The organism is Olsenella profusa DSM 13989 (assembly GCF_030811115.1).
GTDB lineage: Bacteria > Actinomycetota > Coriobacteriia > Coriobacteriales > Atopobiaceae > Olsenella_F > Olsenella_F profusa.
The window spans coordinates 2,454,436-2,476,464 of sequence record NZ_JAUSQK010000001.1 but is presented as its reverse complement, the minus strand read 5'-3'; the positions used below and the strand labels follow the sequence as shown (position 1 = coordinate 2,476,464).

The 22,029-nt window shown below is 65.1% G+C and carries 19 protein-coding genes; 16 read left to right on the top strand and 3 right to left on the bottom strand.

Annotated elements, in window-relative coordinates:
• Positions 1-245 precede the first annotated feature (245 nt).
• The 4 genes from infC to J2S71_RS11480 all read left to right on the top strand — a co-directional run bounded on the left by infC (position 246) and on the right by J2S71_RS11480 (position 1,711).
• Complete coding sequence (infC, locus tag J2S71_RS11495; RefSeq protein WP_084620874.1) at positions 246-815, top strand: translation initiation factor IF-3; 570 nt, start codon at positions 246-248, stop codon at positions 813-815.
• A 1-nt stretch (position 816) separates the two neighbouring features.
• On the top strand, positions 817-1,017 hold the full coding sequence (gene rpmI, locus J2S71_RS11490; RefSeq protein ID WP_021726044.1) for a 50S ribosomal protein L35: 201 nt from the start codon (positions 817-819) through the stop codon (positions 1,015-1,017).
• Positions 1,018-1,062: 45 nt separating this feature from the next.
• Positions 1,063-1,425 (top strand): 50S ribosomal protein L20, encoded by a 363-nt coding sequence (gene rplT / locus J2S71_RS11485; protein ID WP_307392035.1) that lies wholly within the window; start codon positions 1,063-1,065, stop codon positions 1,423-1,425.
• A 151-nt stretch (positions 1,426-1,576) separates the two neighbouring features.
• Complete coding sequence (locus J2S71_RS11480; RefSeq protein ID WP_307392034.1) at positions 1,577-1,711, top strand: hypothetical protein; 135 nt, start codon at positions 1,577-1,579, stop codon at positions 1,709-1,711.
• Between the two features lie 473 nt (positions 1,712-2,184).
• On the opposite strand, the gene J2S71_RS11475 is transcribed toward J2S71_RS11480, so the two are convergent.
• Positions 2,185-3,372, bottom strand: a complete 1,188-nt coding sequence (locus J2S71_RS11475) for an MraY family glycosyltransferase (RefSeq protein ID WP_021726148.1) — start codon at positions 3,370-3,372, stop codon at positions 2,185-2,187.
• Positions 3,373-3,902: 530 nt separating this feature from the next.
• Between J2S71_RS11475 and rho the strand changes: the two genes are divergently transcribed.
• The 9 genes from rho to J2S71_RS11430 all read left to right on the top strand — a co-directional run bounded on the left by rho (position 3,903) and on the right by J2S71_RS11430 (position 15,786).
• Positions 3,903-5,789: a transcription termination factor Rho gene (gene rho, locus J2S71_RS11470; RefSeq protein ID WP_021726017.1), complete on the top strand. Its 1,887-nt coding sequence runs from the start codon at positions 3,903-3,905 to the stop codon at positions 5,787-5,789.
• A 631-nt stretch (positions 5,790-6,420) separates the two neighbouring features.
• Positions 6,421-8,592 carry a bacteriocin-associated integral membrane family protein gene (locus J2S71_RS11465; protein ID WP_307392029.1) on the top strand — a complete coding sequence of 724 codons (2,172 nt, stop codon included), beginning with the start codon at positions 6,421-6,423 and terminating at the stop codon, positions 8,590-8,592.
• Positions 8,592-9,251 carry an ABC transporter ATP-binding protein gene (locus J2S71_RS11460; RefSeq protein WP_307392027.1) on the top strand — a complete coding sequence of 220 codons (660 nt, stop codon included), beginning with the start codon at positions 8,592-8,594 and terminating at the stop codon, positions 9,249-9,251. Before J2S71_RS11465 ends, J2S71_RS11460 begins: the two co-directional genes overlap by 1 nt.
• A 235-nt stretch (positions 9,252-9,486) precedes the next feature.
• The gene (locus J2S71_RS11455; RefSeq protein ID WP_156901018.1) at positions 9,487-10,674 is read left to right on the top strand and encodes a hypothetical protein; all 1,188 of its coding nucleotides are present in this window, start codon (positions 9,487-9,489) and stop codon (positions 10,672-10,674) included.
• Between the two features lie 166 nt (positions 10,675-10,840).
• The gene (locus J2S71_RS11450) at positions 10,841-12,025 is read left to right on the top strand and encodes an ABC transporter substrate-binding protein (RefSeq protein WP_307392023.1); all 1,185 of its coding nucleotides are present in this window, start codon (positions 10,841-10,843) and stop codon (positions 12,023-12,025) included.
• A gap of 175 nt (positions 12,026-12,200) precedes the next feature.
• The gene (locus J2S71_RS11445) at positions 12,201-13,076 is read left to right on the top strand and encodes a branched-chain amino acid ABC transporter permease (protein WP_021726161.1); all 876 of its coding nucleotides are present in this window, start codon (positions 12,201-12,203) and stop codon (positions 13,074-13,076) included.
• Positions 13,077-13,085: 9 nt separating this feature from the next.
• Positions 13,086-14,222, top strand: a complete 1,137-nt coding sequence (locus tag J2S71_RS11440; protein WP_307392021.1) for a branched-chain amino acid ABC transporter permease — start codon at positions 13,086-13,088, stop codon at positions 14,220-14,222.
• On the top strand, positions 14,215-15,078 hold the full coding sequence (locus J2S71_RS11435; protein ID WP_307392017.1) for an ABC transporter ATP-binding protein: 864 nt from the start codon (positions 14,215-14,217) through the stop codon (positions 15,076-15,078). Before J2S71_RS11440 ends, J2S71_RS11435 begins: the two co-directional genes overlap by 8 nt.
• Positions 15,079-15,786, top strand: coding sequence for an ABC transporter ATP-binding protein (locus J2S71_RS11430; RefSeq protein WP_021726145.1), 708 nt, complete (start codon positions 15,079-15,081; stop codon positions 15,784-15,786). It abuts the gene before it with no gap.
• 200 nt (positions 15,787-15,986) lie between these two features.
• Here the strand turns inward: J2S71_RS11430 and thrB are convergent, their stop codons facing one another.
• Positions 15,987-16,892, bottom strand: a complete 906-nt coding sequence (gene thrB / locus J2S71_RS11425) for a homoserine kinase (protein ID WP_307392014.1) — start codon at positions 16,890-16,892, stop codon at positions 15,987-15,989.
• Positions 16,889-18,373, bottom strand: a complete 1,485-nt coding sequence (gene thrC, locus J2S71_RS11420) for a threonine synthase (RefSeq protein WP_307392010.1) — start codon at positions 18,371-18,373, stop codon at positions 16,889-16,891. Before thrC ends, thrB begins: the two co-directional genes overlap by 4 nt.
• 102 nt (positions 18,374-18,475) lie before the next feature.
• Between thrC and J2S71_RS11415 the strand changes: the two genes are divergently transcribed.
• From J2S71_RS11415 to J2S71_RS11405, 3 genes are read left to right on the top strand one after another with little or no spacing between them, the layout of a single operon-like run.
• Positions 18,476-19,615, top strand: a complete 1,140-nt coding sequence (locus tag J2S71_RS11415) for a homoserine dehydrogenase (RefSeq protein WP_307392008.1) — start codon at positions 18,476-18,478, stop codon at positions 19,613-19,615.
• Positions 19,616-20,962, top strand: coding sequence for an aspartate kinase (locus J2S71_RS11410; protein WP_307392006.1), 1,347 nt, complete (start codon positions 19,616-19,618; stop codon positions 20,960-20,962). It abuts the gene before it with no gap.
• 36 nt (positions 20,963-20,998) lie between these two features.
• Positions 20,999-22,015, top strand: a complete 1,017-nt coding sequence (locus J2S71_RS11405) for an aspartate-semialdehyde dehydrogenase (RefSeq protein ID WP_307392002.1) — start codon at positions 20,999-21,001, stop codon at positions 22,013-22,015.
• Positions 22,016-22,029: the final 14 nt, after the last annotated feature.

The window sequence follows — 22,029 nt, the reverse complement described above, 5'->3', positions numbered from 1 at the left end:
GTCGTGGGGTATGTCCGACTCCGGTTGCACCCCCGAGCGCAAAAGCGTACCATACGCCCTGTTCCACAAAGCGGGGCAGAGCGTATGTCCCCACCTATACGGCGCCTCGGCAGCTGTCTGGTCAGACAACGTGTGCTCTCCGCTCCATGCGGATGCCGTCTCCTGGATGCCTGCTGGTGCACCAGGAGTTTTCTATGGCCAAGGGCAGTCGTCTGCGGCCACATATGGAAGGGAAGGTGTAGACGATAGCCAAGAACGATGGACCTCGCATCAATGGCGAGATCACCGCCAGGACCTGCCGTCTCATCGGTGTCGATGGCTCCCAGCTGGGGCTCTTTGGCATCAATGACGCCCAGCGCGTGGCGGACGACCAGAACCTCGACCTCGTCGAGATTGCCCCTAACGCAGATCCACCCGTGTGCAAGGTCATGGACTACCGCAAGTACAAGTACGAGCAGGATCGCAAGGCCAAGGCCGCGCGCAAGAGGCAGGTGCGCGTCGAGGTCAAGGAGATGAAGTTTCGTCCCAAGATCGATGTGGGCGACTACACCACCAAGAGGAACCATGTCATGCGCTTCCTCAAAAGGGGTGCACGTGTCAAGATCACCATCATGTTCCGTGGCCGCGAGATGGTCCATCCCGAGCAGGGCAGGATGGTGCTCGACAGGCTGGCGGACGACCTGGCACCCTATGCCACCGTCGAGTCGCAGCCCAAGATGGAAGGCCGCAACATGCACATGCTCGTCGCCCCCATCAAGGGTGCCTTCGACCAGAAGGCCACCGAGGACGACGCAGAGAACGAGAAGGAGAACTAGCATGCCTAAGATGAAGACGCACAAGGGTTCGGCAAAGCGCTTCCGCCGTACCGGCACTGGCAAGATCTTGCGTGCCAAGGCGTTCAAGAGCCACATCCTCACCAAGAAGTCCCAGAAGCGCATCCGCGGCTTCCGCAAGGAGACCGAGCTCACCCCTGGTGACGCCGCCGTGGTCTCCCAGCGCATGGGCAGCAAGAACTAGGCGCTCACGCGTCATTCCACCTGAGTATCAAGGAGTTGATTAGCTATGGCACGTGTCAAGCGCGCAGTTGCCGGTCGTAAGAAGCGTCAGACCCTGGTCCAGCGCATCAAGGGATACTACGGCACCTCCTCCCGCACCTTCCGGGGCATGAAGGAGCAGTCCCAGCACTCCGGTCAGTATGCCTACCGCGACCGTCGCAACAAGAAGCGCGACATCCGCGGCCTGTGGATTCAGCGCATCAACGCCGCCGCCCGCATCAACGGCCTGTCCTATAGCACGTTCATGCACGGTCTGAGGCTTGCCGGCGTCGAACTCGATCGCAAGGTGCTTGCCCAGCTCGCCTTCGAGGGCGACCCCGCGTTTGCCGATCTCGCCGAGATTGCCAGGAAGGCCCTCGACGCCGAGTAGGCTCACGCACAGCGTACCCCGTCTGCACCGCCCCGTGGGGCGGTGCTTTTTCGGGGTCCTCAGCCCTGTGTCGCGCTCCTGCACGGCGGGGAAATCCACCTGCTCAGCGGGCGGGTCCCCCTTTCGCCCTGCGACAGAAGACCCCCCTAACATGGCGATCGCCTGGGTCTTGGGCCCCGAGGGGAAGGCGGCCGCCATCAGGAGGTACATCCGGGGGCAGGAGCGCATTGACATCGCGCGGGACAGGCTGGGCGCCAGGAAGTGCGAGAAGCCGTTCAAGAGGTAGTCCGGCGCGGCCCGTTTAGCCGGCTCGCCACGAGCCGAGGGGCCATCGTGTCCGGACGACAGCGAGGGCGAGGGACTTGAGGCCCTGGATCGTGGGCCTTAGGGTTATATCCGAAGGGCAGACGACCCGCTGCGCGGGTGGTCATGACTGGCGGTGTCGTTGGCGCTGACGCGACGATGGGCGCCCGCGGCGGGGCTGATGCACCCATTCCGCGGTCACGGGAGCGATTCGGCCCCAAGTGCGCGCTGCCCCTCTCGTCTCCGTGGCCGCGGGGGGCCTATTCGCCGCCGGCTTCCTCACTCGACGCGCTCAAGGACGGGCGCACGGCGCGTGGCGGGCCGATTGCGCCCCCAATTCCCCGCGGATTGGCAGGAACCAGCACGCACTTGGGGCCGAATCGCTTCCAAGGGGTCGTGAGACGCCTCTGTCGAGGCTGCGGGCGAGGGGGATGGGTGCGCGGCACGTCGCCTGCGTCACTCCCCAAGGTGATGCCCCTCGTCAAACCTCTCCTTCTGCTCCCTGAACGCGGGATCTCCGGGGCCTATGAGCTCGTCGTCCCCGGTCTTGGGGTCGCGATGGTGCAGCAGCACGGGGCTGAAGAGGTGGAGCTTCATGGCGACGATGGCGGAGATGACGAACAGGGCGACGAAGATGGCGATGCGGGGCTTGACTGTCACCTGGGTCATCACAAAGGTGCCCAGGCAGAGCAGGCCCGTCCAGGCATAGACCATGAGCACGGCCTCCCGCTGGTTGAAGCCCTCGTCTATGAGGCGGTGATGGATGTGGCCGCGATCCGCCTGGCCGATGCTCACATGGGCACGGCTGCGGCGCACGATGGCGGAGAACGTGTCGAGGATGGGGACGGCGGCTATCACGAGCGGCACGATGATGGTGGTGAGGCCTGCCACGCGCGTCACGGAGAGCAGGGAGACCGTGGCCAAGGCAAAGCCCAGGAGCAGCGACCCCGAATCCCCCAGGAAGATGGACGCCGGGTTGAAGTTGTAGAAGAGGAAGCCCAACGTGGCACCAGCGAGGGCGATGGAGAGCGCGGCGGCGTCCAGGTGCCCCCCCATCACGGACAGCAGGAACATCGTGAGGGCGGCGATGGCGGATATGCCTGAGGCCAGGCCGTCCAGGCCGTCGATGAGGTTGATGATGTTGGTGTAGGCAACCAGGTAGACGATGGTGATGGGGTAGGCGAGCCACCCGAGCACGATATCCCCTCCGGTGAGCGGGTTGATGACCACGCCGATGACGAGTCCCCCAGCCACGGCCACGGCCGCCGCCGCCACCTGCCCCAGGAGCTTCTGCCAGGGTCTGAGGGTCAGCACGTCATCGATGGCACCGGTGAGGAAGATCACGAGGAAGCTCAGCGCGATGGCCATGTAGTTCATGCCGTTGAAGTGGGGTGCCGGCGTGAACACCGTGGGCCACTCCAGGTAGACCGTCCCCAGGTACTGGACGATGAGTGCGACGAGCAGCCCCAGGAAGACCGCGATGCCGCCCATGCGCGGGACGGTCGTCTTGTTGATGCGTCGGGCGCTGGGTCGATCGACGGCCCCCATATGCCAGGCGATGCGCCGTGCGAGGGGCGTGGTGGCAACGGCGGTGAGAAGTGCGGCGAGGAACAGGTAGAGATGAATGGCCCATGCGCTGCTCATTCGATGAATTACACCCTGCCTTCGCGTTATTGTCGCCCAGCGCGGAAAACCATGCGCATGCAGCTATCCCTTCAATTCTTTTCCAAATCTCTTTCGAGGTCAAGACTGGTATAGCCAACGGTAAGCTCATATAGTGAAGGTGTCGTCCCCCTGCGGCTACAACTGGGTGAACCGACAAGCGTTTTGAGGGAGCCCGCATGTCGTTCTCTAGTACAGGCATCCTCCGATGTTGAGGAAGCTGGAACCGGCGACAAGGGCACCCACCTGTGGAAGGTGGGTTCATTTCGCGGCTTGCAGGGGGCGACTTCTCAACGATGCTTGCGCTTGCGGCAAGGCTTGCTATACTGCATATGAACGTATGAACGGCGATTCGTCCGTTGCAGCTTCACTTCCAAACTCAGGTCTAAGCAGATAGGCGGGCTTGGCGTCATACTGCCGCACAAGGGCCCCGTGCGCGCAGACGGTGCAGGCAGGCATGCATGTCCCCTTGAGCGCATGCCCACGTCCAACACAACGTAGGGAAGAAGTACATGGCAGAAGAGACAGAGACCCAACCGCAGGAAGCAGTCGCCACAGAGGAGGCGCCCGTCAAGCGTCGGCGCGGCCGCCCGCGCAAGAAGCCGGTGGAGGAGACCCCCACACCCGAGGTGACGGAGGGCGATCAGGCGCCTGCGGCAGGCGAGGAGGCGCCCGTCAAGCGGCGTCGGGGCAGGCCCCGCAAGAAGCGGCCTGGCGAGGAGCAATCGCAGCAGGCAACGCCTGACATCGAGGCCATGACCAAGACGACACAGGAGTCCACTCAGGCCTCCTCGGTTCCCGGCGAGCCCCCGACGATGACCTTGGATGGTTCCGACGCCACAGCGGCACCCGTTCCCAGGCGGCGGGGTCGCCCACGCAAACACCCCCTCCCCGAGCTCGTGGCTGCCCCCGAGGACACGGAGGGCTCGCAGGATGTCGCAGCGGACGCGTCCTCCCAACAGGAGGGGGAGGGGAACGCCCCCGTCCAGGAGCAGCACGCCGAGCCGCAGCCGCGTGGTCGGCGCAGCCGGCGCGATCATGAGGGCTTCCGCCGGGATGACCGCCCCGGCCAGCGTGGCCGCAACCGGCGAAACCGTCGAGGTGGCCCGGCGCAGAATGTGGAGCCCAGCCTCTCGCGCGAGGAGCTGCAGGCCATGAGGGTGGCTGAGCTGCGCTCCAAGGCGGCGGAGCTTGAGGTCGAGTACCTCGGCCTCAAGAAGGCCGCCCTCGTGGAGGCCATCTATGTGGCCGCCGCGCGTGCGGAGGGCTTCCGCCGGGTGGAGGGCGTCCTGGAGCTCCAGAGCGAGGGGTACGGCTTCCTCCGCACGGGCAACTACATGAAGGGCGAGAGCGACGCCTTCGTGCACCAGCAGCTCATCCGCCAGTATGGGCTGCGTGCGGGGGACTGCGTCTCGGGCAGCATCGCGCCCGCGCGCAACAACAGCAAGTACCCTCCTCTGCACAAGGTGGGGGCCGTCAACGGCCGTGATCCCGAGGAGGGCAAGGGCCGTCCCCGCTTCCGCGACCTCACGCCGATCTTCCCCAACGAGCGTCTCGTCATGGAGCATGGCAGGGACTCCATCACCGGTCGTGCCATCGACCTGGTGGCCCCCATCGGCAAGGGCCAGCGCGGCCTCATCGTCTCGCCGCCCAAGGCGGGCAAGACCACGGTGCTCAAGCACATCTGCCAGTCCATTGCCGTGAACAACCCCGAGGTGCACCTCTTCTGCCTGCTCGTGGACGAGCGCCCCGAGGAGGTCACCGACATGGAGCGCTCCATCAAGGGCGAGGTCGTCGCATCCACGTTCGACATGCCGGCGTCCAACCACACGGCCGTCTCGGAGCTCGTCATCGAGCACGCCAAGCGCCTGGTGGAGATGGGGGAGGACGTCGTGGTGGTGCTGGACTCCATCACGCGGCTCGCTCGTGCCTACAACCTGGCCCAGCCTCCCTCGGGCCGCATCCTGTCGGGTGGCGTTGACTCCGCGGCACTCTACCCGCCCAAGAAGTTCCTGGGTGCCGCACGCAACATCGAGGGCGGCGGCTCGCTCACCATCCTTGCCTCCGCCCTCGTGGACACGGGCTCCAAGATGGACGAGGTCATCTTCGAGGAGTTCAAGGGCACCGGCAACATGGAGCTCAAGCTTGACCGCGACCTCGCCGACCGTCGCATCTTCCCGGCCATAGACCCGGTCGCCTCGGGCACGCGCAACGAGGAGCTGCTCATCGATCCCGAGCTGCAGCCGTTCGTCTGGGGCATCCGCCGCATCCTGGCCAACATGAGCAACACCGAGCGTGCGGCGACGGCCCTGATCAGCGGCCTCAAGAAGACCAACGACAACCAGGAGTTCCTCATCCGTTCGGCCAAGAAGGCCCAGCAGTCGGAGTATTTGGCCTAGGGGCATCCCGGCAGACGTGCACCTCTCGTGGCCTCCGCCCTTGGGCGGGGGCCACCTGTGATGCTGTGGGTGCTACCTGGCAACTGACTGGGGGATGTTCAGTTATTACTTTTCATTATGGTTATTTATATGTTCTATCGCTTACAGATAAGGTACCGCTTACGGATAATTAAGTTCCATTTATCTACTATCCTCTGATAAGGTCTCTGCTGGCCTTCTCAAATGCATACCTTTTTCCCAGGCACCGCCATTGCTCGAGAACGGAGACAGCCATGAAAGGCAAGAAGTCTGTCATATGAGCTCTGCTCTGCTGCGCCCTGTGTTTCGGCGGACCGACCGCTGCCCTAGCGAGGACCGTGTACTACAAGGGTAGTGCAGTGTTTTGGAACTATGGGCGCAACGCGGGAGTGTATGGATTCTCTGACTGCAACTCCCAGACCTACGAGCACTGCTCCTCCTGCAACGGGCATGTGTCCGGTTGGAAGGACCCGGGAGTCCTGTCGCAGGCGTGGGGCTTTATAGGTGCGAGTACCCTCCAACCATACTGGGACTGCAGGGGATAGGAACCTCGCGAAGTACCAGGCAACACTCCCTCATGTCACGTAAGGCAACTTCTCAATGGCGGTGCCCCATGAAGAAGATCCGTTCTGCGATCAGCCTCGTCGTCATAGCCTTCCTTGGCATCACATCCCTCATCTGCGCAAAGGGCATCCTGGAGGGTTTGGCCGCACGATCGGCCGAGTCGTGGCTGTCAGACCAACCAAGCATATACACTACACAGCTGACCGACGACCAGAAGGATGCGCTCGTCTCAACGCTCCAAGAGCTCTCCGGCGAGAGGGGCTTCATCGCAGTGAGCCGGGACAAGGAGTCCCTGCAATCGGGTGCCACCCTCTACACCTTCAGCGTGCTGGCCACGCCGGGCACAGGCAACGCCTCCCTCGACCCCCTGACCCTCCTCGACACCACGGTGATAGACGATTCCCTGTTGAGAGCCGTGATCGACGCAGGGCCTGATGGCTATGCGGGCTATGGGAACGATGCCCTCTCGCGGGTGGCGAGCCTTCCCAGCATCAGATCCGGGCTGTACTTTCGCATAGACAGGCTGGACTCGGGGGCAAACCTCGGGAGCACCTGCACGTTTGTCGGCCTGAGCGACAGCGAGTCCCAGACGTTGGTTGACGACCTGTCGTCGACCATAGGGGTGAGTGCGGAGACCCTCACCACGAGGATGTCGGGTTCGACCACGGAGCTAGGACTCCTCTACTGGTTCTGCGCTGGGGCCTTCATCCTGCTTGCCATCGTGCTCTGCCTGCTCATGGTGACCCACTCGCTGCTGGAGCTCAAGACGCTGGGGGTACACCTCATGCTGGGCTGGAGCAGGGGGGACTTCGCCTGTGAGCTGCTCGGTGCCCAGGCACGGCAGCTCCCCGTCGTCTTACCCATAGGGGCGCTGGGGACGCTCGCCATCCTCGAGGGCTTTGCCCTGCGCCCCGCCGTTGTGGGGTTTGCCCTCGCATCCGTGCTGCCGGCGGTGGTCGCGGTGCTTGTCGCCGCCGTCATCTCCATCGTCCCCCTCTTTACCGCACGTCCGGTCGAGGCCATCTGCGGTCGCTACTCGCGCCGTGGGTTCTACGCGCTGGCCATGGCGGTCTACCTTCTGTGCATGGTCGCGATCTTTGGGGGTTGCCTGTACATCGACCAGCCCCTCGCCATGTACGCCAACCTGGCGCGCACGCGCACCACATGGAGCGAATACGAGGACTGGTACGTGGTGAGGGACTTCGAGCTGAACGGGTCCCCCTTAACGGGCAACCCGATGGACTACTCCGAGGACCTGTATGCATGGTACGCCAAGCACGAGCATGACGAGGGCGTCTATCTGGCGAACGTCAGCCGCTATGAGGAGGCGACCATCGACGCATACACGGAGGGGAGCTCCGACTCCAAGCCAGAGCCGTTCTGGTACCTTGCGGCATCCCCCTCCTACCTGAGGAAGGTCGGCATAGGCCTCCCGGGCGACGTCATCGAGAGGGCCGAGCAGGGCGTGCGCGTCTACCTTCTGCCAGAGTCCCTGGACGCCTCCGAGGCCGAGGCAATGCAGAGGCTCCTCGTTGCCTCCAGAGGGTCGGTCGACTCCAACATCGTCACGACCTTCATGAAGAGCCCCACGTACGAGTTTGTCCCCTATGACGGAAGCAAGGAGCTCTTCACGTGGAGCACGGACTCGGGACGGCCGGTCACGGCAGGAAACTTTGTCATAGCGGTCGTGACGGCGGAGAACATGGTGCCCTTCGAGTCGGAGAGCCTCGTTGCCTCGGGCCTGGAGAACGGGTACGTGAAGCTGGACGAGCAGGCTGCATCCACGCTGCTTGGCGATGACGGCGAGGCGTCCCTCGAAGGGTCCCTCAACGCCCGCTTTGTCACCGTGGAGAACTACATCGACGGCATACAGAAGAGCCTCAGGGACCTCTTCGCCCTCTTCTCCATCGTCCTTGTCCTTCTGGTTGCCACCGTCGCCGTCATGGTCGCGTGCATCATCGACGTCGTCAACCGGGTGAGCGCCCGGGAGATCTCCGTGAAGTACGTCCTGGGGTTTGGCACCTGGGAGCTGTACCGCCGGGAGATCCTGTTCGTGACCATATCGACTATGGTGGGTGTTACCATCTGCGCGCTACTCCGGTGCAAGGCAGGCCTGCTCGTGGGTGGCGCCCTGCTGCTCGTCTCGAACCTCGTCATCGTCCTCACGTCACGCCAGAGGACCACGGCCGTCGTGCTGGAAACCGTCTCAAAGGAGCAGTGATGCATCCGTACATCCAGGTAGAGTCCCTCTCCAAGTCCTTCGGCCAGCACAGGATCCTCTCGGGCCTCGACCTGGCCGTACAAAAGGGGGACACGGTCGCCATCACCGGGCCCTCGGGCTGCGGCAAGACCACCCTGCTCAACATGCTGGGGCTGCTCGACACCCCCGACTCGGGCGAGATCCGCCTCGCGGGCACGAGGTATCCTGGAATCAACACCAGGCAGGCGATGCTCCTGCGTCGCAACGAGATCAACTACCTCTTTCAGTCCTTCGCGCTCATCGACTCGAGGGCGGTGCGCGACAACCTCATGCTCTCCCTGTACTACACCAAGCTGGACAAGGGCAGGAAGCTGTCCCTCATCCAGCAGATGTTGGAGAGGTTCTCCGTCGGCGACAAGCTGGACTCCATGGTGAGCGAGCTCTCTGGCGGGGAGAAGCAGCGTGTGGCGATCGCCCGGGCCATGCTGAAGCCGGGAGGCCTCATCCTGGCCGACGAGCCGACGGGCTCCCTGGACGCGCGGATGGCAACCACCGTCATGGAGGCGCTCGTCTCGGCCACCCGCGACACGGGCAAGACGCTCGTGGTGGTGACCCATGACATGGGCATGGCGGCGAAGTGCGCCCGCATCCTGCGCATGTCGGGAGGGACGCTCGCATAGGCGGTCGTGGGCCTGGCGGCCGGTGCCTGCGCCAAGAAACTGCCACTGGTTCGGAAAATCCCCGTTTTCCGCTTCGCTTCAGGCGTGACATGCCGTATGATGCAGCAAGGAAGGCAAACGGCACACGCAGCTACATCGAACCCAGCCGTGCTTCATGCTGCGAGGACCCAAGGGTCCTTGCCATCTGCGGCACATCGATTCCCTGCATGGGCCAAGGCGAGCGGGGAGTGTGGTCATGATTGGGGCAAACGGCACAGCTGCAATACGAGCGGGTCTCGTGGTGACTCCATGTGCGTTCTCAATAACCGGTGCCTCTGGTGCCACGGACGTCATCGCAGGCCCGCCCTCGCCCAATCTTGCCGAGACCTTTGCCCTCGGTGTCCTCATTGGGGCGACGGCATCCCTCATCGTGGCGCTCATGATGCGCCATGCGCGGGCGCGCAGGGAGCGTGAGCTTGGCAGCACCTCGACGCTGAGCGCCTCTGCCCGCCGGTCCCTGCACATCCGCCATCGCGTGGGGGGGCTGGCGAAGGAGGGCGACGAGGAGCCAACGGGGCTTGAGACCTATGTGCCACGGCACATGGCCACCCAGCTCGAGGACGTCGCCGCGAGCTACGTGCGCGGCCAGTCCATCTCCGAGCGCATGAGGTCACGTGCGCGCGGCGTGCGCGACGTGCTCACAGAGCGCCTGGGCACGGACGAGTTCGAGGGGCTGCCGATCATCGAGCGCGCGGATGGCACGGTGGGCGACGTGGGCACCGCCTGGTGGAACGCAAGGCTGGGCGACTCCGTCGTGTCCGTGGGCCCCACGTCGAGCGCGAGCGTCCCGTCCGTGGACGCCGAGGCCGTCCCGCCGAGCGACGAGCTCTCCGTTCCCTCGTGGGTGAATGGCGCCGGCAGTGGCGCACGGGATGTGCGGGGTACGTCGGCATCCGGTGCCACCGGTCGCGCCCGCGCCCGTGCGGCGCTCGTCGCCCGCCGCATCGCCGAGGTGGACGAGGGGGTGTTCCCCGTCAAGCGCAACGTCGCCGAGCTTGACCACGATGACGTCTGGGACATGGCGCTTGCCGGCATGGACGAGAGCATCGGCAGCTACGTCGTGCCCGTCGCACCCCCGAGATCCACGTCCGCCGCCATCGACGAGTTCGAGGAGGAGGCCACCGAGCCGCTGCCCTTCAAGGCGCCGGCGGGGCATCCTGAGGTCGTGGACACCGAGACGTATATCGACTACCTCATCAGTGACGAGTTCTCGCGCAACCAGTCGGATGCCGCGCGCGCGAGCTCGCGCAACTACCTCCGCCTGATCGAGGGTGGCTCACAGGCGCTCAGGTCCACGGACGCGCTCCCCCGTCGTCAACGTATGCGCAGGGTGGAGTATCGTCCCAGGCACCTCGCCCCGCTGAATGATGCGCGCATGGCGTAGCGTCCCCCCTGACATGTTGTCGGTGGCATCTTCAGTGTTACGAAAGGAATAAGTATCATCGCCGTCGATGCGATGGGGGCCACCCATGCATAAGGTAGCGAGGTATCCGCTGGTCCTCTGGATGGGCTGGCACCATGTACCCACGCGCGTACCCAGGGAGGGTGAAATGGCTGACGCAATGAGCAGACGCAACTTCGTGAGGCTCGGTGGTGTGGCTGCGGCTGGCATGGGCGCGGTGTCGCTCCTCGCTGGATGCGGCAACTCCCCTAACGCAGGGTCCACCACCATCAAGCTGGGCATGCTCGGTCCGTTCACGGGCGATGTCGCCCAGTATGGCACGGCGTGCCGCAACGGCGTCGAGCTCTACTTCGAGCAGAACCCCAAGATTGGTGACTACACCGTCGATCTCGACGAGCAGGACGAGAAGGGCGACGCCACCGAGGCGGTCAACGTCTACAACAAGATGACCGAGGACGGCGTTGCGGGCATCATCGGCGACGTTACGTCCACGCCCACCATCGCCGTCGCCCAGGCCTCCGCGAATGACAACCTGCCCTGCGTAACGCCCTCCGCGACCGCGGCGGACGTCATCGCGTACGGCAGCAACACGTTCCGCGCCTGCGTCACCGATCCGTTCCAGGGCAAGGTCATGGCGGACTTCGCCTCCCAGCAGGGATGGGGGACGGTGGGCACCATCTTCAACTCGGGTGACGATTACTCCACGGGTGTCAACCAGGCGTTCTGTGACGAGGCCTCCGCCCGGGGCATCACCGTCGCCACCCAGCAGGGCTATTCTGCGGGTGACGTCGACTTCAACGGCCAGCTCACGACCATCATCTCGGCCAAGGTGGATGCCATCTTCTGCCCTAACTACTACAGTGACGATGGCAAGATCATCACCCAGGCCCGTCAGCAGGGCTACGCCGGCCCCATCTTTGGCGTGGACGGCTGGGACGGCATCGCGTCCGGCAACTACGCCTCCGCAGATGACCTGCAGGGCTGCTACTACTGCTGCTCCTTCGTCGCCACCAACAGCGATGCCAAGGTCCAGCAGTTCGTCTCGGACTACAAGGCAAAGTTCGGCGACGGGCCCACCAACTTCTGTGCCTTGGGGTACGACGCCGCCATGGTGCTCGCCTGTGGCATCGCGTCCGCGCTCGATGCGGGGGCCAAGCCCTCCGACAAGGACTTCCCCGACAAGGTCGTGAGCGCCATCGCCTCGAACGAGGTCGAGGGTGTGACGGGCACGATCTCCTACAAGGGCACGGGCGATCCAGACAAGTCCACGCTGATCGTCTCGTTCGCCACCGACGGCTCCACGAACGTGTACTCCACGATTTCGGCCGACTAGCCAACGCATCCCGAGGCCGGTGGGCCCGCATCGCGGTAACTGGCCGTCGCGAGGTGCCCGGGTACGTCCAGGCACCTTTTGGGTGCGTCATGCCGGCAGGCGCGCGCAGGCCGACGCATGCGGCCCCTGGTGCCGCTGCCTTGTTCGATTGGCTCTCTAGAGAGGAGCGTTTGCCATGACGGTTCTGACGCAGCTGCTCAATGGGCTGCAGCTGGGTAGCGTCTATGCTCTCGTCGCCTTGGGCTACACGATGGTGTATGGCATCATCCTGCTGCTCAACTTCGCCCATGGCGACATCATCATGGTTGGTGCGTACATCTCGTGGATCGCGCTCGCGCAGCTGGGTCTTCACCCCGTCCTCGCCGCGGTGCTCGCGGTCGCGGGCTGCACCCTGCTCGGCGTGCTCATCGACAAGGTGGCCTATGCGCCCCTGCGCAACGCGCCGCGCCTGTCCATCCTCATCACCGCCATCGGCGTGTCGTACTTCCTCGAGAATGGCTCCCAGCTCATCTTCGGCGCCGACGCCAAGGTCGTGCCGGCCTTCATCGATGCGTCCACCATCACCCTCGGTGGCATGTCGCTCTCGTTCACCGCCATCCTCACCATCGTCGTGACGGCCCTCTCGACCATCGCGGTCACGCTGCTGGTGCAGAAGACCAAGCTCGGCAAGGCCATGCGCGCCGTCTCCGAGGACATGGGCGCCGCGCGTCTCATGGGCATCAATGTCAACAACACCATCTCCTTCACCTTTGCCATGGGCTCGGCGCTCGCAGGCATCGGCTCGGTGCTGTACTCCATGGCCTACACGCAGGCAACGCCCACCATGGGCATCATGCTGGGCACCAAGGCCTTCGTGGCCGCCGTGCTCGGAGGCATCGGCTCGCTTCCCGGCGCCGTCATCGGCGGCCTGCTCGTGGGCATGGCTGAGGTGTTCGTCTCCGCCATCGGCCTGTCCGTGTGGAAGGACGCCGTCGTGTTCCTGCTCCTCATCGTCGTGCTGATCTTCCGGCCCACGGGCATCCTCGGCCGCACGATGAACGAGAAGGTGTAGGGGGTCAGCATGGCAGACACGCGAAACGCAACGGCTCCCGCTGCGGGTGGGACGGCCTCGCCCGCGGGTGTGCGCAGGCTCTCCATGCCCGTGCGCTATGCGATCAACACCGCCCTTGTGGTGGCCCTGCTCGCCATCGGCCAAGCCCTCGTCACGGGTGGCGTCTTCTCGCGCTATCAGACGGGCGTGGTCGAGCAGGTGGGCGTCTACATCATCATGGCGGTCTCGCTCAACATCGCCACGGGCTATCTGGGGCAGCTTCCCCTGGGCCATGCGGGCTTCATGTCCATCGGCGGCTACGCCTGCGCCATCTTCATCATGCGCATGGCTCCCGTCCTTGGCCTCGCGGCGCGCGACTTCACCCTGGGAGGTCCTGCGCCAACGCTCCTCTTTGTGCTGGGGATCCTGTTCGGGGGGCTCATGGCCGCGCTCGCGGGTCTCGTCATCGGTGTGCCGGCGCTGCGCCTCAAGGGCGACTACCTGGCCATCATCACGCTGGGCTTCGCGGAGATCATCCGAGTGGTCATACTCAACATCGATGGCGCCCTGGGGTTCGACCTCACGGGAGGAGCCAAGGGCCTCACGGGCATACCGGCCTACACCACCTTCCTCAACACCTTCGTGGTGGTGGCCATCTCGCTCTTCCTCATCCACACCATGATGAAGTCGCGCCATGGGCGCGCCATCCTTGCGGTGCGCGACAACGAGATCGCCGCCGAGGCCTCGGGCGTCAACATCACCTACTACAAGACGCTGGCCTTCGTCGTCTCCGCGTTCTTCGCGGGTGTGGGCGGGGGCCTCTACGCGGGCGTCGTGGGCGTCATGGCACCGGCGAAGTTCGGCTTCATGAAGTCAATCGAGATCCTGGTCATGGTCGTGCTCGGTGGCATGGGCTCCATGTTGGGCTCCGTCATCTCCGCGACGGTGCTCACCATCCTGCCCGAGGTGCTGCGCGCCTTCGCCGACTACCGCATGATCACCTACGCCGTCGTGCTCGTCGTGGTCATGATCTTCCGTCCGCAGGGCTTGCTGGGTTCGTATGACTTCTCGCTCTCGCGCATCATCGAGAGGGTCATGAACGGTCGGCTTCCCTGGAGGCGTGCGAATGGCGCGACAGGGGATCAGGAGATGAGCGAGCATGCCTAGCGAGAAGGTGGCAGCCAAGAGGAACCGCTCCGTCCTCGTGCAGGTGGAGACGCCCAACCTCATTCCCGAGAGGGATCTGGGCGAGATTCCCGTGCTGCAGGCGGAGCACCTGGGCATCGACTTCGGGGGCCTCACGGCCGTGGACGACTTCAACATTGCCATGGGCCGCACGGAGATCTCAGGCATCATCGGGCCAAACGGTGCCGGCAAGACCACGATCTTCAACCTGCTCACCAACGTGTACAGGCCCACGCGTGGCACCATCCTGCTTGATGGCTACGACACGGCCGGGAAGTCCATGGTGCAGGTCAACAAGATGGGCATCGCCCGCACCTTCCAGAATATCCGTCTCTTCACCCAGATGACGGTGGCCGAGAACGTGCTGGTGGGCCTCACCAACTCCATGTCCACGCACCTGGTGGGCGACGTCCTCAGGCTTCCGAGCCACTGGCGGCAGGAGGCTGAGTTCCGCGCGCAGGCGCTGGGTCTCCTGGACATCTTCGACATGCGCGCACTCGCCGACGAGCGGGCGGGCAACCTTCCGTATGGCGCCCAGCGAAGGCTGGAGATTCTCCGTGCGCTGGCGACCCATCCCAAGGTGCTGCTGCTGGACGAGCCCGCCGCTGGCATGAACCCCAACGAGACCGCGGAGCTCATGGAGAACATCCTCAAGATCCGCGACGAGTTTCAGATCGCCATCCTGCTCATCGAGCACGACATGAGCCTGGTCATGGGCGTCTGCGAGGGGGTGGGCGTGCTGGACTACGGCAGGATCATCGCCAAGGGCACGCCGGAGGAGATCCAGAACGACCCCAGGGTCATCGAGGCCTATCTGGGCAAGCAGGGGGCGAAGTAGATGGCCATCCTCTCGATCGACAACCTTCACGTGTCATACGGTGCCATCAAGGCCGTCCGTGGCATCTCGTTTGCCATCGACGAGGGCGAGATCGTCACCCTCATCGGCGCCAACGGCGCCGGCAAGTCCACCACGCTGAACACGATCGCGGGACTTCTCAGGCCAACGGAGGGTGGCATCGAGTTCGATGGCCAGAGCCTCGTGGGCATGAGGCCCCACAGGATCGTGCAGAGCGGCCTGGCGCTGTGTCCCGAGGGCAGGCGCGTGTTCACGCAGCTGACCGTTGCCGAGAACCTCGACATGGGCGGATATGTGCGCTCCGATGCGGAGAACGCGGAGACGATCCAGAAGGTCTTCAGGCACTTCCCACGTCTCAGGGAGCGGCAGGGGCAGTCGGCGGGCACCATGTCCGGTGGCGAGCAGCAGATGCTGGCCATGGGACGCGCGCTCATGAGCAAGCCCAAGCTGCTCATGCTCGACGAGCCCTCCATGGGCCTCGCGCCCATCCTCGTGGAGGAGATCTTCAGCATCATCCAGGAGCTCAACCAGCAGGGAACCACGATCCTGCTCGTGGAGCAGAACGCCTCCATGGCGCTCTCCATCGCCAACCGTGGCTACGTGCTGGAGACGGGCACCATCACCAAGACCGGTACGGGCGACGAGCTGTTGCACGATGACGACGTGCGCAAGGCCTACCTCGGCGGCTGAATCTCCCAATGGGTGAGTCGTTCGCACCTCTCTGCGTGGGCACAGGGAGTCATGCGCAATTGAGGGTGTCTTCCCAGTTGCGTCGATGCAGGCAAACAACTTGTTACTGTGTCACTTAGGAGAAATCAAGCCTGATAATTCGCGGACGACTCGGGCCGGAAGTGCGAACGACTCGAAGAGGGGAACGCGATGTCCGATCCCTACGCCTCGCCGACCCAGGCCCCTGTGGGACTCACGGGGAGCACGCGCGTCCAGAGGCCATCGAGGTGCCCCTCCGCCATGCACCGCACGGTGCGCTCGACGCGCGCCGCCACCTCCTCGCCGGCGCAGACGGCGAGCATGGTGGAGCCAGACCCACTGATGAGGTAGGCCGCCGCCCCTGCCGCCAGCGCGCAGCGGCGCAGCGGCGCATAGTCCTCGATGAGCGGAGCACGGTACGGCTCGTGCAGCCTGTCCTGAGCGGCACGCGAGAAGAGGTCCAGGTTTCCTACCTCGAGGGCGTGGACGGCTGCGATGGCGCGTCCCGTCTGCCATACGACGGTCTCAAGCGGCACCTCGTGCGGCATCACCTTGCGCGCGTCCGCCGTGCGCACCTCGTAGGGGGGTGCGATGGCGACCATGCGTACGCCGTCCGCGACGTCTAGGCGCAGCGTCTGGGTGCGCTTGCCATCGACGAACGAGCTCACGAGGCCGCCCAGCAGGGCCGGGGCGACGTTGTCGGGATGTCCCTCCAGCTCGCAGGCGATGTCGAGCGCGCACGCGGCGTCCATCGCACCGCTGTGGAGCACCTGTGCCGCGATGATGCCCGCGACCACGCAGGCGGAGCTCGATCCCAGGCCTCCCGAGAGGGGGATGGGCGACTCGATGGTGACGTGCAGCGCGAGGGGCTCCTCATGGAGGTGGTGGCAGGTGTCCACGTAGCTCGTCCACACGAGGTTGTCCCGCCCCCGGAATCGCTCGGGGCACCCATCGATCGCAGTCTCGCTTGCCGTCTCGAACGTGAAGCGAGCCCACAGATCGAGCGCCAGGCCCAGACAGTCAAAGCCCACGCCCACGTTCGCCGTGGTGGCAGGCACCTCTACCGCAAAGGGGGCCTGCTGCGTCATGAGAAGACCCTCGCGCAGGCACGCTCCACGAACGACGTCATCTCGTCCCGCTCGCAGAGGGAGTCATGCGTGATGGGGGCGTCGCGCAGGCCCGAGAGCTGGGGCGGCGCACAGGTGCCCGTCAGCTCCTGCAGGCGATCCATGCAGGCGAAGTCGTCCAGGGCGGCGGTGTCCTCGCCCAGGGCCGCCAGCACGTCCGGGGAGAACTTGTAGGGGTTGGCCGTGGAGAGGCACACCCGCTGGTGCCCCCTGTGGGCCTCTCGTCCCATCACGCACGTGGCGACGGCGGTATGCGTGTCGACGAGCACATGGTTCCCCTCCCAGGTCGCCCGTATGGTCGCACGCGTCTCGTCATCCGTCGCACAGCCACAGCGGAACGTCTCCCGCAGCTTGGCGAGCAGGTCGTCGCCGATGCTGTAGGCTCCCGTGTCGGCGAGCTCCCTCATCCATGCGGCCACGCGCTCGCAGTCACCCTCGGTGAGGTAGTAGAGCATGCGCTCCAGATTGGAGGAGACCAGGATGTCCATGGAAGGCGAGATGGTCTGGATGAAGTCGCGCCGGCGGTCGTACACGCCCGTCTCGAAAAAGTCCGTGAGCACCCTGTTGGAGTTCGAGGCCACGGTGAGCGTGCCCACGGGCAGGCCCATGCGCTTGGCATAGTAGCCGGCGAGCACGTCGCCAAAGTTGCCGGTGGGGACGCAGAAGTCCACCACGTCTCCCACGGCGATGGCGCTACGGCGCGCGAGCTGGGCATAGGCGTCCGCATAGTAGACCACCTGGGGCACCAGGCGACCCACGTTGATGGAGTTGGCACTGGAGAGCGTCACGCCGCGCCCTGCCAGGCGCCCGGCGACCTTACGATTGGCAAAGATGCGCTTGACCTCGGTCTGGCAGTCGTCAAAGGTGCCGTTGACGCCGCACACGGCGACGTTGGCGCCGGTCTGCGTGGCCATCTGGAGATGCTGGATCTCGGACACCTTGCCCTCGGGATAGAACACCGTGACGCCCGTGCCCTCCACGCCCGCAAAGCCTGCGAGCGCCGCCTTGCCGGTGTCGCCGGAGGTGGCGGTGACGATCATGATGTCCCTGCCGCCCTCCGCGCGCGCCACGGACATCAGACGGGGCAGCATCTGGAGTGCCACGTCCTTGAAGGCGCAGGTGGGGCCATGGTAGAGCTCAAGGAGCCAATCGTCTCCCAAGGGGGAGAGCGGCGTGACGGCGGGCGTGTCGAAGTTGGCGGCGTAGGCGCTCCCCACGCAGGAGGCGAGCTCCTCATCCGCATAGTCGCCCAGCAGCATCCCAAGGATCTGGCGTGCCGTCTGATGATAGGTCTGGCTGGGGAGCGCGGCCACGTCGAGCTTGGTCTCACCCACGGCATCGCTGACGAAGAGGCCCCCATCGGGTGCGATGCCGGTGAGGATAGCTTGCTTGCTTGTTACCAATCGGCTGTTGTCGCGCGTGCTGTGGTAGAAAGGGTTCACGTGTGCGCTCCTTGTTGTCTTGAAGGGCGTGCATGCCCATGATAACCTCGCCGCACAGGCGGGTGGACGGTGCGTCACAGAGTGGAAAGATTGGATCAGCGCATGAAGATTGCCTTGCTCGGCCACGGAACCGTTGGACAGGGCGTGGACCGGATCATCTCGGAGCGGGTCGGTGGCGTTGAGGTAACCCGCATCCTCGAGCTTCCCGACCGCCTGACGGACCCACGCATGACCTCGAGCTTCGAGGACATTGCGAACGACCCCGAGATTGCGCTCGTCGTGGAGTGCATGGGCGGCCTCGAGCCGGCGCACGGCTTCATCCTGCGTGCCCTTGCGGCAGGCAAGAGCGTGGTGACCTCCAACAAGGCGGTGGTGGCCGCATACTTCCGGGAGTTCGCCGCTGCGGCCGCTGCCGGTGGCGCCGGCCTCTTCATCGAGGCCACCTGTGGGGGCGGCATCCCTTGGATCGCAAGCATCAGGAAGGTGCGCCGCATCGATGACGTGCGCTCGTTCTCGGGCATCATGAACGGCACCACCAACTACATCGTGGATGCCATGTCCAAGAACGGGGCCGACTTCGACGAGACGCTCCTGCGCGCCCAGGAGCTGGGCTATGCCGAACGCGACCCATCCGCCGACATCGACGGCATCGACGTCAAGAACAAGACCATCATCGCCGTGGGCGTCGCCTTCGACGCGGCCTGCACCGCAGAGCTGCCCGTCACGGGCATTCGCAACCTCACCCGCGTCGACCTCGAGCGCTTCCGTGCGCATGGCCGCACCGTCAAGCTGCTGGGCCGCGGCGTGCAGGGGGATGGTCGCTATGCCGCCGTCGTCGAACCAGTCGCGCTCTCGCGTCATACGCTCGAGGCGAACGTCCCCGCCAACTTCAACCTGATGTCACTCGATGCCACCACGGTGGGCCCGCTCAAGTTCTACGGCCAGGGTGCGGGCATGCTGCCCACGGGCAACGCCATGGTGCAGGACGTGCTGGACGCCACCGCGGGCATGCGGCCCACCTATGACCTCAGCCGAGGCCTCGCCTGGGATCCCAGCCTCCTGACGGGGGACTACGTCTTCCGCACCATGGCATCCGTGCCCCATGCGGGCGCCTGGGAGGGTGACGAGGGATCCAAGATCGTGCGCGGCGTCACTGCGGTCGAGGCGCGCTCGCTGTTCGAGAGGGCATGCGAGAGCGACCCCAGCACGTTCATGGCCGCGCTTGCCAAGGAGGGGCTCTAGATGATCAAGGTAGCCAAGTTTGGTGGGTCAAGCGTTGCCGATGCCGGCCAGTTCAAGAAGGTGCGCGATGTGGTCCTGTCCGACCCAGACCGCGCGTTCGTGGTCGTGTCTGCGTCGGGCAAGCGGTTCTCAAGTGACAACAAGGTCACGGACCTGCTGCTGCTTGTGAACGCCCACATCCAGTACCACGTGGATGGCACCGACCTTCTGCGCGACATCGAGCAGCGCTTTGTGGACATCGCCAGCGAGCTGGGGCTCTCCTATCCCGTGCGCGAGAGGTTCGAGGAGCTCATCGCAGGCATCCACAGGCACTCCGCCGAGTACATCGTGAGCCGCGGGGAGTTCTTCACGGCCCAGTTCATGGCCGAGTACCTGGGTCGCCCCTTCGTGGACGCCGCCGACGTCATCGTGTTCCACCACGACGGCAAGGTGGACATGGACCGCACGCAGGCGCGCCTGCGCGAGGCCGTCCAGCGTCTGGGCAGCTTCGTGCTGCCGGGCTTCTACGGTTCCACGGTGGATGGCACCATCAAGCTCTTCGAGCGTGGCGGCGGCGACATCACGGGTGCCATCCTCGCCCGCTGCATCGACGCCAACCTCTACGAGAACTGGACGGACGTTTCGGGCTTCTTGTCCGCCGACCCACGCATCGTGGAGAACCCGCGCACCATCCACCGCATCACCTTTGACGAGATGCGCGAGCTCTCCTACATGGGCGCCTCGGTCCTGCAGGAGGACTCCATCTTCCCCGTGCGCGAGGTGGGCATTCCCATCCAGATCAAGAACACCAACCGGCCCGACAAGCGGGGCACCATCATCCGCGAGACCGCCGAGGAGGGGCGAAGCGAGCACCTCATCACCGGCATCGCCGGCAAGAGGGACTTCATGGCCGTGCACGTGATGCGTGCCCACATGTCCAACAAGGTGGGCTTCGTACGTCGCGCGCTCTCCATCTTCGAGAAGTACGACGTCTCCGTCGAGCACATCCCCACGGGCGTTGACTCCTTCGGCATCGTCATCAACGGCGATGACGTGCAGGACTCCATCTACTCCATCGTCAACGACCTGCAGCACGAGCTCAAGCCCGATAGCGTCAACGTCGTCGACCAGCTGGCGCTCATCTCGGTCGTCGGCCGCAACATGAGCCGCCGCGCCGGCACCTCTGGGCGCATCTTTGGCGCGCTCGGCGAGGCGGGCATCAACATCCGCATGATCACGCAGAGCTCGCAGGAGATCTCCATCATCCTGGGCGTCAACAACTCGGACTTCGACCGCGCCATCAACGTGATCTATGACCAGTTCGTCAAGAACGAGGTGCTGCTCAAGCCCGAGGAGCTCAACAGGTAGCGACGGCGCGCCCGCGCGCCAGGACAAGGAGGCCACATGTCAGACAGGGTAGTCGCCATACTGGGTGCCACGGGCGTCGTGGGCACCCAGATGCGGGAGTGCCTCGAGGAGCGTGACTTCCCCGTGGGGAAGCTCGTGCCGCTGGCGAGCGCACGCTCCGCAGGCAGGAGGCTGCCCTTCAGGGGCGGTGAGGTCGAGGTGCGCGAGGCCACACCCGAGGCGTTCGAGGGCGTTGACATCGTGCTGGGTGCCGTCGGTGACGCCCAGGCCAGGGAGCTGCTCCCCGAGGCCGTCAGGCGTGGGGCGGTATGCGTGGACAACTCGCATGCCTTCCGCCTGCGCGACGACGTGCCCCTGGTCGTGCCCGAGATCAACGCCGCGGACATTGCCGACCACCCCGCCGGCATCATTGCCAACCCCAACTGTGCCACCATCATCGGTCTCGTGCCTGTGTGGCCCCTGCACCAGGCGGCGCACGTCACTCGTCTCATCGTGTCCACGTATCAGGCGGCGTCGGGCTCCGGCAAGTCGGGCCTCGACGAGCTCGAGCGCGAGACCAGGCTCGTGGCCGCGGGCGAGCCCGTGACCGGTGGCTTTGGTCCCTTCCCGGCACAGCTCGAGCACAACCTCTTCCCGCAGATCGGCTCCTTCAAGGACGAGGCCTACACCTCCGAGGAGTGGAAGCTGCAGAACGAGGGGCGCAAGATCATGCACCTGCCCGAGCTGCGCGTCAACTGCACCTGCGTGCGCGTGCCCGTCTCGCGCAGCCACTCGGAGTCCATCACCGTGGAGTTCGAGCGGCCGCTCTCTCCCGACGAGGCGCGCGAGATCCTCGTCGGGACACCGGGCGTGAAGGTCGTGGATGACCCCGCCAGCCTGAGCTATCCCATGCCAATCGACACGTCCGACCAGGACCTCGTGTACGTGGGCCGCATTCGTCGCGACCTCTCCGCCCCCGACGGGGCGAGCGCGCTCGCGCTCTTCTGTGCGGGCGACCAGATTCGCAAGGGCGCGGCCACCAATGCCGTGCAGATCGCCGAGTACCTGCTGTAGTGACCCTGTTCCCG

What these genes read in the sequence shown, in the direction of transcription:
- rpmI (WP_021726044.1), top strand. Translation starts at nt 817, where the DNA reads ATGCCTAAGATGAAGACGCACAAGGGTTCGGCAAAGCGCTTCCGCCGT.
- rplT (WP_307392035.1), top strand. Translation starts at nt 1,063, where the DNA reads ATGGCACGTGTCAAGCGCGCAGTTGCCGGTCGTAAGAAGCGTCAGACC.
- J2S71_RS11480 (WP_307392034.1), top strand. Translation starts at nt 1,577, where the DNA reads ATGGCGATCGCCTGGGTCTTGGGCCCCGAGGGGAAGGCGGCCGCCATC.
- J2S71_RS11475 (WP_021726148.1), bottom strand. Translation starts at nt 3,372, where the DNA reads ATGAGCAGCGCATGGGCCATTCATCTCTACCTGTTCCTCGCCGCACTT.
- rho (WP_021726017.1), top strand. Translation starts at nt 3,903, where the DNA reads ATGGCAGAAGAGACAGAGACCCAACCGCAGGAAGCAGTCGCCACAGAG.
- J2S71_RS11465 (WP_307392029.1), top strand. Translation starts at nt 6,421, where the DNA reads ATGAAGAAGATCCGTTCTGCGATCAGCCTCGTCGTCATAGCCTTCCTT.
- J2S71_RS11460 (WP_307392027.1), top strand. Translation starts at nt 8,592, where the DNA reads ATGCATCCGTACATCCAGGTAGAGTCCCTCTCCAAGTCCTTCGGCCAG.
- J2S71_RS11455 (WP_156901018.1), top strand. Translation starts at nt 9,487, where the DNA reads ATGATTGGGGCAAACGGCACAGCTGCAATACGAGCGGGTCTCGTGGTG.
- J2S71_RS11450 (WP_307392023.1), top strand. Translation starts at nt 10,841, where the DNA reads ATGGCTGACGCAATGAGCAGACGCAACTTCGTGAGGCTCGGTGGTGTG.
- J2S71_RS11445 (WP_021726161.1), top strand. Translation starts at nt 12,201, where the DNA reads ATGACGGTTCTGACGCAGCTGCTCAATGGGCTGCAGCTGGGTAGCGTC.
- J2S71_RS11440 (WP_307392021.1), top strand. Translation starts at nt 13,086, where the DNA reads ATGGCAGACACGCGAAACGCAACGGCTCCCGCTGCGGGTGGGACGGCC.
- J2S71_RS11435 (WP_307392017.1), top strand. Translation starts at nt 14,215, where the DNA reads ATGCCTAGCGAGAAGGTGGCAGCCAAGAGGAACCGCTCCGTCCTCGTG.
- J2S71_RS11430 (WP_021726145.1), top strand. Translation starts at nt 15,079, where the DNA reads ATGGCCATCCTCTCGATCGACAACCTTCACGTGTCATACGGTGCCATC.
- thrB (WP_307392014.1), bottom strand. Translation starts at nt 16,892, where the DNA reads ATGACGCAGCAGGCCCCCTTTGCGGTAGAGGTGCCTGCCACCACGGCG.
- J2S71_RS11415 (WP_307392008.1), top strand. Translation starts at nt 18,476, where the DNA reads ATGAAGATTGCCTTGCTCGGCCACGGAACCGTTGGACAGGGCGTGGAC.
- J2S71_RS11410 (WP_307392006.1), top strand. Translation starts at nt 19,616, where the DNA reads ATGATCAAGGTAGCCAAGTTTGGTGGGTCAAGCGTTGCCGATGCCGGC.
- J2S71_RS11405 (WP_307392002.1), top strand. Translation starts at nt 20,999, where the DNA reads ATGTCAGACAGGGTAGTCGCCATACTGGGTGCCACGGGCGTCGTGGGC.